Here is a 12,807-nt window from a genome sequence, read left to right on the forward strand (position 1 = left end):
ATGGCGCGTCGGCACAGCGCAGAACAGGGGAGGCCGTACGGCCTCCCCTGTTCTCTATGCGTATGGCGCGGTTACTGCGGCTGCGGGACCGCCACGTCGACCAGCGCCTGCTGCTCGACCTCGTGGACCTTCGGCGAGCCGGTGGACGGCGCGGCCGCGGCCGGGCGCGAGATGCGCCGCAGGTGGACCCCGCCGAGCTGCTCGAGCAGGTTGAGCGCGATGTGCGACCAGGCGCCCTGGTTCGCCGGCTCCTCCTGGACCCACGCGGTGTCGGTCGCGTTCGGGAACGCCCCGAGGGCGCTCTTGAGCTCCTCGGCCGGGAGCGGGTAGAGCTGCTCGACGCGGAGGATCGCGGTGTCGGTGACGCCGCGGCTCTCGCGGGCGGCGGCCAGGTCGTAGTAGACCTTGCCGGAGCACAGGAGGACGCGCTTGACGTTCTCGGCCTTGATCTGGCCGCTCGCCACGGCGGTGTCGTGCAGGACCGGCTGGAAGCGGCCGGTGGTGAACTCCTCGAGCTGGCTGACGGCGGCCTTGTGGCGCAGCAGCGACTTCGGCGTGAAGACCACGAGGGGCTTCTTGACCGGGTCGAGCGCCTGGCGGCGCAGCAGGTGGAAGTAGTTCGCCGGGCTCGTGGAGTTGACCACGCGCATGTTCTCGTCGGCGCACAGCTGCAGGAACCGCTCGATGCGGCCCGAGGTGTGGTCGGGGCCCGCGCCTTCGTGGCCGTGCGGCAGGAGCAGGGTCACGCCGGAGTGCTGGCCCCACTTGGCCTCGCCGGAGGAGATGAACTCGTCGGTGATGGTCTGGGCGCCGTCGACGAAGTCGCCGAACTGGGCCTCCCAGAGGACGAGCATCTCGGGGTTCTCGACCGAGTAGCCGTACTCGAAGCCGAGAGCGGCGAACTCGGAGAGCAGCGAGTCGTAGACGAAGAACTTCGCGGCCTGCTCGCCGAGGTGGGCCAGCGGCGTGTACTCGGCGCCGGTGGCCTGGTCGACGACGACGGCGTGGCGCTGCACGAAGGTGCCGCGGCGCGAGTCCTGGCCGGCGAGGCGGATCGGCTTGCCCTGCATGAGGAGCGAGCCGAACGCGAGGGTCTCGGCGTAGGCCCAGTCGACCATGCCCGAAGTGGACATCTCGCTGCGCTTCTCGAGGACCTTGCGGACGGCCTTGTGCGGGCCGAACCCTTCGGGGAGCGTGGTGTGGGCCTTGCCGATCATCGCGATCGTCTCGGCGTCCACGGAGGTGTCGATGTTCGCGACGGGCTCGGGCTGGTGGCGCCACGGCAGCGGGCCGGTCTGCCCGGCCAGGGCCTCCTTGGTCTCGCGGAAGACCCGTTCGAGCTGGGCCTGGTAGTCCGCGAGCGCCTCCTCGGCGTCCTCCATGGTGATGTCGCCGCGGCCGATGAGCGCGCGGGTGTAGAGCTTGCGCACGGACTGCTTGCCGTCGATGACCTGGTACATCTGCGGGTTGGTCATCTTGGGGTCGTCGCCCTCGTTGTGGCCGCGGCGGCGGTAGCAGACCATGTCGATGACGACGTCCTTGTTGAACTGCTGCCGGTACGCGAAGGCGAGCTTCGCGACCTCGCACACGGCCTCGGGGTCGTCCCCGTTGACGTGGAAGATCGGCGCCTGGATCATGCGGGCGACGTCGGTGCAGTACAGCGAGGAGCGCGAGTGGGCCGGGGCGGTGGTGAAGCCGACCTGGTTGTTCACGACCACGTGGACGGTGCCGCCGGTGCGGTAGCCGCGCAGCTGCGAGAGGTTCAGGGTCTCGGCAACGACACCCTGGCCGGCGAAGGCCGCGTCGCCGTGGATCGCCACGGGCATGACGGTGAAGCCGTCCTCGCCCAGGTTGAGGCGGTCCTGCTTGGCGCGCACGATGCCCTCGAGGACCGGGTTCACGGCCTCCAGGTGCGACGGGTTGGCCGCGACCGAGACGACGGTCTCGTTGCGCCCGTCGGGGGAGGTGAACTTGCCGGTGAGGCCCAGGTGGTACTTGACGTCGCCGGAGCCGCCGATGCTCTTGGGGTCGATGTGCCCCTCGAACTCGGTGAAGATCTTGGAGAGCTTCTTGCCGACGATGTTGGCGAGCACGTTGAGGCGGCCGCGGTGCGGCATGCCGATGACGACCTCGTCGATGTCGGCCGAGGCGGCCTCGTTGAGGACGCGGTCGAGCAGCGGGATGAGCGATTCGCCGCCTTCGAGGCTGAACCGCTTCTGGCCCACGAACTTCGTCTGCAGGAAGGTCTCGAAGGCCTCGGCGGCGTTGAGCCGCCCGAGGATGTGCTTCTGCTCCTCGACCTTCGGCTTCTCGAAGGGGACCTCGATGCGGCGCTGGATCCACGCGCGCTCTTCGGGGTCCTGGATGTGCATGTACTCCACGCCGACGCGGCGGCAGTAGGAGTCGCGGAGCACGCCGAGGATGTCGCGCAGCTTCATGCGCTGCTGGCCCGCGAACCCGCCGACGGGGAAGGTCCGGTCGAGGTCCCACAGGGTGAGGCCGTGCGACAGGATGTCGAGGTCGGGGTGGCGGCGGATCTCGTAGTGCAGCGGGTTGGTGTCGGCCATGAGGTGGCCGCGCACCCGGTACGCGTGGATGAGCTCGATGACGCGGGCGTTCTTGTCGATCTGGCCCTCGTGGGTCTTCGACACGTCGCGGACCCAGCGGACCGGCTCGTAGGGGATGAGCAGCGAGCGGAAGACCTCGTCGAAGAAGCCGTCGCCGAGCAGCAGCTGGTGCAGCGTGGCGAGGAACTGGCCGGACTCGGCGCCCTGGATGATGCGGTGGTCGTAGGTCGAGGTGATCGTCATGATCCGGGAGACGCCCAGGTCGGAGAGGGTCTCGTCGGAGGCCCCGGCGAACTCGGCGGGCACCTCCATGGCGCCGACCCCGACGATGAGGCCCTGGCCCTTCATCAGGCGCGGCACGGAGTGGACGGTGCCGATCCCGCCGGGGTTGGTGAGCGTGAGCGTCGCCCCGGCGTGGTCCTCCATGGTGAGCTTGTTGTTGCGGGCCTTGCGGACCAGGTCCTCGTAGGCCTGCCAGAACTCGCGGAAGTCCATCGACTCGCAGTTCTTGATCGACGGCACGACGAGGGTGCGGCTGCCGTCGGGCTTGGCGAGGTCGATCGCGAGGCCGAGGTTGATGTGCTCGGGGGTGACGAGCTGCGGCTTGCCGTCCACGACCTTGTACGAGGCGTTCATGCCCGGGTGGGCCTTCACGGCCTGCACCAGCGCGTAGCCGATCAGGTGGGTGAAGGAGACCTTCCCGCCCTGGCCGCGCTTGAGGTGGTTGTTGATGACGATCCGGTTGTCGAACAGGAGCTTCGCGGGGACCGCGCGCACCGACGTGGCGGTGGGGATCTCCAGGGACGCGTCCATGTTCTGGGCCACCTTGGCCGCGACGCCTTTGAGCGGCTTGGTACCGGCGGAGCCTGCGGAGCCGGCAGGGGCGGAGACGGGTTCGTTCACGACGGGCTCTGCCTTCTTCGCGGGTTCTGCAACGGGGGTCGACGCAGCGGGGGCGGCCTTGACAGGCTCAGGCTCGACCTCGGGCTCAGGCTCGGCCTCGACGACCGGGGTCACCGGCTCGGGCTTCGGCTCGGGCCGCTTCTCGACGGCAGGGGCCGGCTCGACCTTGCGCTCGCCCTCGTCGGCGAACGATGCGCCCGTCGGATCGCCGCCGAAGAACTCGCGCCAACCGGCGCTGACACTGTCGGGGTTTTCGCGGTAACGCTCATACATCTCGTTGACCAGCCATTCATTGGCACCGAAATCGGTCAACGGATTGCCCGGAGTCGCACTCGACACGACTGAATCGCCTCTTCTTTGACGCTGCGTGGACGGGGACGGCAGTCCCCGGACTCAAGGGTAACCGGGGGGAGGAAAAAGTGTAGTACCGGTAACGCCTCTGCGGGGCCGGTCACTCAGGTCGTTGCGAATGTGCTGCGCAGCAGGCAGATGCAGGTGCCAGTCTCTTTCGCCACACCGGCGTTTCGCACAGCACCGGGCGCGCGGTTGTGCGGTCGCGGCCGCCCGGAACGCACTCGCGCCCCGGCCGGAGCCGGGGCGCGATAGAACGAATGCGGGTGATGCGGAGCGCGCCTAACCGGCCGCGCTGCGCTCCTTGCTCGAGAACGTCTCGGTCGGCTCCTCGAGGAGCTCTTCGGCGCCGACGACGGTGAACAAGCGGGTGATGAAGCGGTTGGGGTTGACCACCGCCAGCGCGACGCCCATCTCGCGGGCGATGCGGTAGGCCACCACGATGGTGCCGATACCGGTGGAGTCGAGGACCGTCACCTTGGCGACGTCGACCCGGATGGCGGTGGCCCCGCCCGCCTCGAGGGCGTTGGTGATCGTCTCGCGGATCTGCGGCGCGGTCGCGTAGTCGACTTCGCCTGCAAGCTCGACGGTGACGACCCCGGCGTCGGTCGTGGCGGTCTCGATTGACAGCGTCATGAACTCACCTGATTCGGTAGGGTCCCGAGCGCAAAGCGTGCCCGGCTGCGACACAAAGTCTATCCGACCGGTACGACGGAAAACAGTTCGCGCGCGCCAGTTTCCCGCATAGCCGCACACTCCTCCGATAAAGGTCACTCGAACGTGTTCCACACGGGTGCGCAGCGTCACCGCCGCGGCGGCCCCGGCAGCGGACCGCTTGGCACGCCCCAGCCGCGGGCGTATGCTTCACAACCACCCGTGACCTGCGGACCGCTGACCCCGCCGAACCTGTGAGAGGCCCATGCCGCTTTCGACTAGCCAGCCGAACGCCGAGACCGAGGCCACCCTGCTCGTCGTCGAGGACGAAGAGAACATCTGCGAACTCCTGGCCACGTCGCTGCGGTACGCCGGCTTCGCCGTCCACGCCGTGGGCACCGGTGACGAAGCCCTCCGCTCCATCGCCCGGCACCGCCCCGACCTGGTCGTCCTCGACGTGAACCTCCCCGACTTCGACGGCTTCGAGGTCGTGCGCCGCATGCGCTCGGGCTCCGACCACACCCCCGTCCTCTTCCTCACCGCCCGCGACGACACCGCCGACACCGTCACCGGCCTCTCCGTGGGCGGCGACGACTACATCACCAAGCCCTTCGCGCTCGAAGAGGTCGTCGCCCGCATCCGCGCCGTCCTGCGCCGCTCCTCCGGTGAACTGCCCCGGCCCTCGCGCCTCCAGTACGCCGACCTCGAACTCGACGAGGAGACCCACGAGGTGTGGCGTTCGGGCAAGGCCGTGCAGCTCTCGCCCACCGAGTTCAAGCTCCTGCGCTACTTCATGATCAACGCCGGGCGGGTGCTCTCCAAGGCCCAGATCCTCGACCACGTGTGGCGCTACGACTTCCGCGGCGATGACGGCATCGTCGAGTCCTACGTCTCCTACCTGCGCCGCAAGATCGACACCGGCGAGCCCAAACTCATCCAGACCCTCAGGGGCATCGGCTACGTCCTGCGGGAGCAGCATCGTTGAGCGCGCCGCGCGTATTCGAGGGCGTCCGCGACAAGTGGGACCGGACGCCGCTGAGGGTTCGGCTCACCGCGGCCGTGCTCGTCCTCGTGGCGGGCTCCCTCATCCTCATCAGCGTCTCCACCATCCTCGCGCTGCACTCGTACTTCCTCGGCACCGTGGACGACGAGCTCAAGACCCAGCTCATCGAGTTCAGCCCCGAGAACTTCGAGCCCGAGCTGTTCAACGAGACCGACGAGGCGCCCGGGGTGAGCCCCGAGCAGTACATCTTCAGCCTCGTGTCGCCGAGCGGGACCCGCTACGACCGGCCCGACGACCGCGCCGACTCGCCCGTGTTCGACTACGAGCAGCTCCAGGCCGCAGGCGGCGAGGCGTTCACGGCGCTCAGCGCCGACGGGGTGACGCGGTGGCGGGTGCTGGGCCTGCCGGGCTCCGAAGTGGGCAGCAAGGACGTCGACTACAAGCCGGAGGAGCACAACCTCGACCCCGACTCGTACTACGTGCTCTCCTACAAGCTCTCGCACTTCGACAAGACCGTGGCCGGGCTCGTGTGGGTCGATCTGCTCATCGGGGCGGGCGTGCTCGCGGGCCTGGCGGCGATCGGCGTGGGCCTGGTCCGCGCGAGCCTCTCGCCGCTGCGGCAGATCGAGAACACGGCGGCGATGATCGCGGCGGGGAACTACTCGCGGCGCGTCCCCGACCACGACCCGAGCACCGAGGTGGGCCGGGTCGGGCGGGCCATCAACTCGATGCTGACCAAAGTGGAGGGCGCGATCCGCGCCCGGGAATGGTCGGAGCAGCGCGCGCACGACTCCGAGGAGCGGATGCGCGAGTTCATCGCGGACGCCTCGCACGAGCTGCGCACCCCGCTCACGAGCGTGCGCGGGTACGCCGAGCTCGTGCGCACCAACCCGCAGATGCCCGAGGCCGACCGGCAGCAGTACATCGGGCAGATCGAGGAGGCGGCCAAGCGCATGGGCCTGCTCGTGGGCGACCTGCTGCACCTGGCCCGGCTCGGGCAGGAGCGGCCGGTCGAGACCGAGCCGGTCGACCTGGCCGTGCTCGGCCACGAGGCCGTCGCCGCGCACGCGGTGATGGCCGAGGACCACGAGTTCGGCTTCACCGGCGCCCCCGGCGCCTCCACTGTGGTCGCCGCCGACCGGGCGCGGATGCGGCAGGTGCTCGACAACCTCCTGTCGAACGCGGTCCGGCACACGCCCGAGGGCACCCACATCAACGTCGAGGTCGCGGCCGAGGACGAGACCGTGCGGCTCACCGTCGCCGACGACGGCCCCGGCATGACCCCCGAGACCGCCGAGCGGGTCTTCGAGCGGTTCTTCCGCTCCGACTCCGTCTCCCACCCTGGTTCGGGGCTCGGCCTGGCGATCGTGGCCGCGATCGTGAAGGCCCACGGCGGGACCGTCCAGGTCGCGTCCGAGCCCGGCGAAGGCACCGCGTTCACCGTGATCCTCACGGCCGAGCCGCCCGCCACCGACTAGGCACTCTTGGAAAGCTTTAAAGGACGTCGATGTCCCGCAAGCGGACCGAAGCGGCGCCGGCCGCTCTGACCAGCGCCTCCGTGTCCGGACTGGACGCGGATCATTAAAGGCTTTTAAGGCGTTTTCGCAGCGGGCCGAGAGGTCCGCCCGTCATGCTGCCTTACATGAGCAGCACTGAGAGCACCAAGGGCCCCGAGGGGACCGAAGCACAGGGCCCCGACGGGCCTCGCACCCCCGCCGCACCCGAGCCGGCCGCCGACGCGGCCCCGGCCCCCGAGCAGGCCGCGAGCCTGCCGCCCAGCACCGCGCCCGCTGCCGGAGACACCGCCGTCATCGGCCCCGCGCACCCGGCCGCACCGCACCCGGCCGCACCGCAGGCGCCCGCCGCTGGACCCTCCCACCCTGCCGACGCCGCGGGCGCCGCGCAACCGACGCACCACACGCAGGTCCTCCACGGGACGCCCGCACCGGCGCCCGCCGGGGCACCGCACATGTCCGCCCCCGCTTGGCAGCCCGGCGGACCCGTCCCGCCGATCTACCACCAGCCCGGCGCGCCCGTCGGCCCGCCGCGGCCCCGAGGCCGCGGGAAGCTCGTGGCCGGAGCGCTCGCACTGGCGCTGATCGCGGGCGGCGCGGGCGGCATCGCGGGCTGGTTCCTCAACGACGGCGACGGCGGCACCACCAACGTCCAGTCCGTCTCGATGGACGCCGGCGCCGGCATGACCTACACCGAGATCGTGAACAAGGTCAGCCCCTCGGTCGTCACCATCGTGACCGACGCGGCCGAAGGCTCCGGCGTCGTCTACTCCAAGGACGGCTACATCGTCACCAACAACCACGTCGTGGACGGCGCGCGCAGTGTGGAGGTCCGCTTCTCGGACGGCAGCTCCGCGCCCGCGAACATCGTCGCCACCGACGCCACCCAGGACCTCGCGGTCATCCAGGTCGAGGGCGTCGACGACCTCACGCCGGTCGCCTTCGCCGACTCCAGCTCCGTGCAGGTCGGCGACGTCGCCGTCGCGATCGGCTCCCCGCTGGGCCTGGAAGGCACCGTCACCACGGGCATCGTCTCCGCGCTCGACCGGTCCATGACCGTCTCGGGCGAGCAGGGCATGGGCCAGCAGTCCAGCTCGACCCTGAGCGGCCTCATCCAGACCGACGCGGCCATCAACTCCGGCAACTCCGGCGGCGCCCTCGTCAACGGCGACGGCGAGCTCATCGGCATCAACACCGCCATCGCCACCACCGACTCCGGCTCGATCGGCCTCGGCTTCTCGATCCCGTCGAACACCGTCAAGGACACGGTGCAGCAGCTCATCGACAACGGCTCGGTCGAGCGCGGCTACCTCGGCGTCTCGGTGGCCGACACCGACGGCAACGGAGCCATGGTCCTCAGCGTCGAACCGGACTCGCCCGCCGCCCAGGCCGGGCTCCAGGAGGGCGACGTGATCACCGCGATCGACGGGACCCCCGTCACGACCGCGTCCGAAGTGGTCGCCGCCGTGCAGGGCACCTCCTCGGGCACCGAGGTCGCGATCACCTACACCCGCGACCAGCAGCAGGCCGAGACCACAGCGACCCTCGAAGCCTCCTGACCGACGACGCGAACGCGGCCCCGGGCCAGATGGCTCGGGGCCGCGTTCGCGTGCTCAAGGGCCGTTGAGCACGCGTCACTGCGGGATGCCGTGGCGCCGTGTCGCGATCACGACGCCAAGGCGCTCTCCTCGCGGAGCTCAGGGCCTGCCCTGGGCGTTCACTGCACCGTGGTGCTCGCGCTCGGCTCGAGGGCGGCGCGGGCCGGGCGCAGCTGCGGCGGGGCGATCCCGGTGTCGATCCACTCCGCGAGGCGCTCGCGGTCGACGATGAGGACCCCCAGCTGGGCGGCCACGGCCTCGTTGCGCGCCGCGTGGTGCATCCAGTGCAGGTTCGCGTTCGTGATGAGCACGCCCGCGTCGCAGTCCCAGCGGGCCTTGATCTCGCCGCCGAGGATCTGGACGTGACGGTTGCCGTTGCGCCGCCGCATCGTCTTGTCGTCCTTCTTGGCGCGCACGATGATCCGCTGCCCGTTGTTGAAGGTGACCACGAAGTTGCAGCCCAGGTCGTTCTTGCGGTGCCCGAACTTCTTCACGCGCTTGGCGTCCAGGCCGACCAGGAGCTGGCCCGCCATGGCGTCGAACTGGGGGATGTTCATCTTGTCGACGCTGCGCATGATGGTGTGGCGCTCGGCGGCGACGGCGCGGTCGCGGTGCTCGTGCCCGCGCGAGCGGAACAGGAACCAGCCCGCGAGTGCGGTGCCCCCCAACAGGATCGCCACTGAAGCGAACCAGGCCCAATGGTCCGCTATGAATCCGAGAACGAAATAACCGAGGATGAGAGCGGCGACTCCCGCTCCGACTCTGAGGATCACGGACAAGGCGGCCTCCACTGGGTTGAGAGGGCTCGACAGATTCACGGCTGGCGTCGCCGGGGGACGGTCAGCGTTATGTCGCCTGTGATGTAGCGGTGCAAGTACATGGCTCGCGAACGCGTCGCCATGGCGGTTCAAAATCCATGGCTCGCAAGCTTCGCCATGACTATGAGTATCCGTTACCGTTCGCTCACGCGTAAGGTCAATGTCCGGTACCCGACAGCTTGGCGCGGCATCCTGCATGTGCGGCCCGTCGCGGCACGGTCACCGAGCCTCCGCCCCGCCCTCGGCGGTGGGGGATACTGGCCCGATGTCGAACTCCGCAACAGGCGTTTTGGTGCTTCTCGGTGCGCCCCTGGGAAATCCAGAGGACGCCTCGTCTCGGCTCCGGACCGAGCTGGCCCGCGCCGACGTCATCGCCGCAGAGGATACCCGGCGGCTCCGGCGGCTCCTCAGTGAACTGGATGTCGTTCCCACCGCGGCGATAACGTCCTATTTCGAGGCGAACGAGGCGGGCCGAACGACGACCCTTATCGAACAATTGTACGACGGAAAGCGGGTCGCCGTCATCACCGACGGCGGCATGCCCTCGGTCTCCGATCCCGGCTTCCGCCTGGTCAAGGCCGCGATCGACGCCGACATCGCGGTGACCTGCGCGCCCGGTGCCAGCGCGGTGACGACCGCGCTGGCGCTCTCGGGGATGCCCTGCGACCGGTTCTGCTTCGAGGGGTTCGCGCCGCGCAAGGACGGCGAGCGGCGGCGGCTGTTCGCCGAACTCGCCGAGGAGAAGCGCACCATGGTGTTCTTCGAGTCGCCGCGGCGCGTCGAGGAGACATTGCGCGCCATGGCCTCCGCCTTCGGCGCTGACCGGCCCGCCGCGCTCTGCCGCGAACTGACCAAGACCCACGAGGAGATCCGCCGCGGCGGCCTTGCCGAACTCGCCGAAGGCGCCGCGGACGACCCGCCGCGCGGCGAGATCACCCTCGTCGTCTCCGGCTGGACCGGCCCGGACGCGAGCGAGGCCACCCCCGAGGCGATGGCCGCGGCCGTGGCCGTCCTCGAAGCGGCCGGCGCCGACCGCAAACTCGCCATGAAAGAAGTCGCCGTCCGCTACGGCGTCAGCCGCCGCGACGTCTACGACGCGGTGTTGAAAGCGGACTGAGCGGCACTGGACGAGAGCCAAAGACACATATATCCGCTAATAAGCGGATATATACCCCCTAAGGGACCCCTGGTGCAAAAGTACTCCTCGGGTGTGACATTTCCGGTTCGAACAAGAAACGAGGACCGCTCACAGCTCGTCGAACTTGAAGGTCTTCCAAGCGATCAGGCTCATCACCACGGCGAACGCCGCCAGGTAGGCGATGTGGTTCAGGACCGTGCTCGGGGGCTCGCCGAGGGAGACCACCGCCTGGATCGCCAGATTGAGGTGCGTCATCGGCGACACCTGCGAGAGCCAGCCCATCCAGCCCGGCAGCGCGTCCACCGCGTAGAACGCGCCCGACACGAACGCCATCGGCATCGTCACCATGTTGCTCAGCCCCGCCGCGCCCGGGCTCGTCTTCGCGATCGTCCCGATGATGACGCCCATCGCCAGGAACGAGAACGTGCCGAGCAGCACCAGCGGCACCGCGAACCACGTCCACGCCGACAACCGCAGCCCCAGCAGCGCCGCCACCCCGAGGAACACCACCGTCTGCAGCACCACCACCATCAGGCTCACGCTGATGCGCGCCGAGATGAACCGCCCCGCCGAGGCCGGGGTCACCCGCAGGCGCCGGATCAGCTTGTCGCGCTTGAGATCGACGATGGTCCCCGCCGCGCCGAACACGCCCGCGATCGCGATGCCCCACGCCAGCATGCCCGGCGCCAGATACTGCACCGGCTCGAGCGACCGGTCCTCGGCTCCACCGCTGCCGACCTGGAGCCCCTCGCCCGGCTCGGCCAGCAACTCCACGTTCTCGTGCTCCACGAGCGCCTGCAGCCTGCTCCCGGCGAGCTCGCCCGTGGTGCCGTTCGTCTGCGACCAGATGACCCTGACGAACTGGCCGTCCTGCGTGATCAGAGCGTCCGCGTCGCCGCTCTCGACCCGCTCCAGCGCCGCATCCTCGTCGGCGACCTCCGAAAACTCGAGTCCGGCGTTCGCGATCTCGATGTCGGCGACCTGCTCGAGCACGGGCACATCACCGACGGCGAGCACCCGCGACGCGGGCACGTCGTTGGAGCCGTACACCGTCACCAGCAGGATCAGGAACAGCAGCGGCAGCAGCAGATTGAAGAACACCTGCGCCTTGTCCCGCGTCCACGACAGCCACAGCGCCCGCACCAGCGCCAGGTAGGTGGGCATCGCGCCGGGCCGCGTGGCCCGCGCCTGCTCGCGAGCAGCCTCGCGCGTCTCGACGCTCACTCGCGCCACTCCCGTCCGGTCACGTCCAAGAACACGTCTTCGAGGTTCGCCGTGCGCACCGACAGGCCCTGCAGGGCGCCGTCGGCGGCCAGCTCTGTGAGGAGCTTCTGCGGGTCGCGGGTCTCGAAGACCACCCGCCCGTCCTCCTCGCGCACCGGGTCGCCCCCGGCCAGCGCCGCCGCCCGGTCAGCGTCGAGCTGCCCCGCGGCGACCGCGATGCGGGTCGGCGCGTCCAGGCTCCCGATGAGCTCGGCCGGGCTGCCGGTGGCGCGGATCCGGCCCGCGTCCATGATCGCGACCCGGTCGCACAGCGCCTCGGCCTCTTCCATGTAATGCGTCGTCAGCACCACTGTGCGGCCCTCGTCGTTGATGCGCCGGATCAGGTCCCACAGGTTGCGGCGCGCCTGCGGGTCGAGCGCGGCGGTCGGCTCGTCGAGGAACACCAGCTCAGGGTCGCCGACGAGCGAGCACGCGATCGACAGCCGCTGCTTCTGCCCGCCGGAGAGCTTCTCGGCGCGCACGTTCGCCGAGTCGGCCAGGCCAACGAGGTCGAGCATCGCCATGGCGCGCTCGCGGCCCTCGCCGTAGAGCTTCGCGAACGTCTCCAGCTGCTCCCGGGCGGTCAGGAACTCGAAGAACGCGCTGGCCTGGAGCTGGACGCCGAGGCGGCCGGTCAATTCGGGGGAGTGGGGCCAGGGGGAGCGGCCGAGGAGGCGCACGGTACCGGAGTCGGGCTTGCGCAGGCCCTCGACGATCTCGAGGGTGGTGGTCTTCCCGGCCCCGTTGGGGCCGAGGATGCCGAAGAACTCGCCGCGTTCGACGCGGAAGCTCACGCCGTCGACCGCGCGGACCTCGCCGGTCCTGCGGCCGCGGTAGGTCTTGCGGAGGTCGGCGACCTCGATGGCGGCGTCCATAGCCGTTAACGCTATGCCATCGGCCTTTGTGACCGGGTTCTCGCCTTGCGGGTGTAGGCGGTCCGGGCGCGTACACCCGGGGTGGCAGGCGCTCCTTTCACACCCTCCGTAACAGAACCGTGA

General features: G+C 69.8%; 9 protein-coding genes. 4 read left to right on the top strand and 5 right to left on the bottom strand.

The features are described from left to right. Positions 1 to 71 precede the first annotated feature (71 nt). Both J5V16_RS11445 and J5V16_RS11450 read right to left on the bottom strand, forming a co-directional pair. The gene (locus J5V16_RS11445) at positions 72 to 3,809 is read right to left on the bottom strand and encodes a multifunctional oxoglutarate decarboxylase/oxoglutarate dehydrogenase thiamine pyrophosphate-binding subunit/dihydrolipoyllysine-residue succinyltransferase subunit (RefSeq protein WP_408612404.1); all 3,738 of its coding nucleotides are present in this window, start codon (positions 3,807 to 3,809) and stop codon (positions 72 to 74) included. A gap of 294 nt (positions 3,810 to 4,103) precedes the next feature. Beyond that, on the bottom strand, positions 4,104 to 4,457 hold the full coding sequence (locus J5V16_RS11450) for an STAS domain-containing protein (protein WP_143015085.1): 354 nt from the start codon (positions 4,455 to 4,457) through the stop codon (positions 4,104 to 4,106). Positions 4,458 to 4,740: 283 nt separating this feature from the next. Here J5V16_RS11450 and J5V16_RS11455 point away from each other — a divergent pair, with 283 nt between their 5' ends. The 3 genes from J5V16_RS11455 (at position 4,741) to J5V16_RS11465 (ending at position 8,551) form a co-directional block, all read left to right on the top strand. Then, a complete protein-coding gene (locus J5V16_RS11455) occupies positions 4,741 to 5,460 on the top strand; it encodes a response regulator transcription factor (RefSeq protein ID WP_205326275.1) in 720 nt (239 codons plus the stop codon). Next, positions 5,457 to 6,956, top strand: a complete 1,500-nt coding sequence (locus J5V16_RS11460; RefSeq protein ID WP_208496344.1) for a sensor histidine kinase — start codon at positions 5,457 to 5,459, stop codon at positions 6,954 to 6,956. The genes J5V16_RS11455 and J5V16_RS11460 overlap by 4 nt, the downstream gene beginning before the upstream one ends. Before the next feature lie 164 nt (positions 6,957 to 7,120). Next, a complete protein-coding gene (locus J5V16_RS11465; protein ID WP_208496345.1) occupies positions 7,121 to 8,551 on the top strand; it encodes a S1C family serine protease in 1,431 nt (476 codons plus the stop codon). Between the two features lie 158 nt (positions 8,552 to 8,709). Here J5V16_RS11465 and J5V16_RS11470 read toward each other — a convergent pair whose 3' ends face one another. Then, positions 8,710 to 9,270: a restriction endonuclease gene (locus tag J5V16_RS11470; RefSeq protein ID WP_208496346.1), complete on the bottom strand. Its 561-nt coding sequence runs from the start codon at positions 9,268 to 9,270 to the stop codon at positions 8,710 to 8,712. 403 nt (positions 9,271 to 9,673) lie between these two features. Between J5V16_RS11470 and rsmI the strand changes: the two genes are divergently transcribed. Further along, positions 9,674 to 10,525: a 16S rRNA (cytidine(1402)-2'-O)-methyltransferase gene (rsmI, locus tag J5V16_RS11475; protein ID WP_208496347.1), complete on the top strand. Its 852-nt coding sequence runs from the start codon at positions 9,674 to 9,676 to the stop codon at positions 10,523 to 10,525. A gap of 129 nt (positions 10,526 to 10,654) precedes the next feature. On the opposite strand, the gene J5V16_RS11480 is transcribed toward rsmI, so the two are convergent. Then, entirely contained in the window at positions 10,655 to 11,770 is a 1,116-nt protein-coding gene (locus tag J5V16_RS11480; RefSeq protein WP_208496348.1) for an ABC transporter permease, read from the bottom strand. Then, positions 11,767 to 12,684: an ABC transporter ATP-binding protein gene (locus J5V16_RS11485; RefSeq protein WP_208496349.1), complete on the bottom strand. Its 918-nt coding sequence runs from the start codon at positions 12,682 to 12,684 to the stop codon at positions 11,767 to 11,769. The genes J5V16_RS11480 and J5V16_RS11485 overlap by 4 nt, the downstream gene beginning before the upstream one ends. Positions 12,685 to 12,807 lie beyond the last annotated feature (123 nt).

This window comes from Glycomyces niveus, assembly GCF_017592475.1.
Classification (GTDB): Bacteria; Actinomycetota; Actinomycetes; order Mycobacteriales; family Micromonosporaceae; genus Glycomyces; species Glycomyces niveus.

What these genes read in the sequence shown, in the direction of transcription:
- J5V16_RS11465 (WP_208496345.1), top strand. Translation starts at nt 7,121, where the DNA reads ATGAGCAGCACTGAGAGCACCAAGGGCCCCGAGGGGACCGAAGCACAG.
- rsmI (WP_208496347.1), top strand. Translation starts at nt 9,674, where the DNA reads ATGTCGAACTCCGCAACAGGCGTTTTGGTGCTTCTCGGTGCGCCCCTG.
- J5V16_RS11450 (WP_143015085.1), bottom strand. Translation starts at nt 4,457, where the DNA reads ATGACGCTGTCAATCGAGACCGCCACGACCGACGCCGGGGTCGTCACC.
- J5V16_RS11455 (WP_205326275.1), top strand. Translation starts at nt 4,741, where the DNA reads ATGCCGCTTTCGACTAGCCAGCCGAACGCCGAGACCGAGGCCACCCTG.
- J5V16_RS11485 (WP_208496349.1), bottom strand. Translation starts at nt 12,684, where the DNA reads ATGGACGCCGCCATCGAGGTCGCCGACCTCCGCAAGACCTACCGCGGC.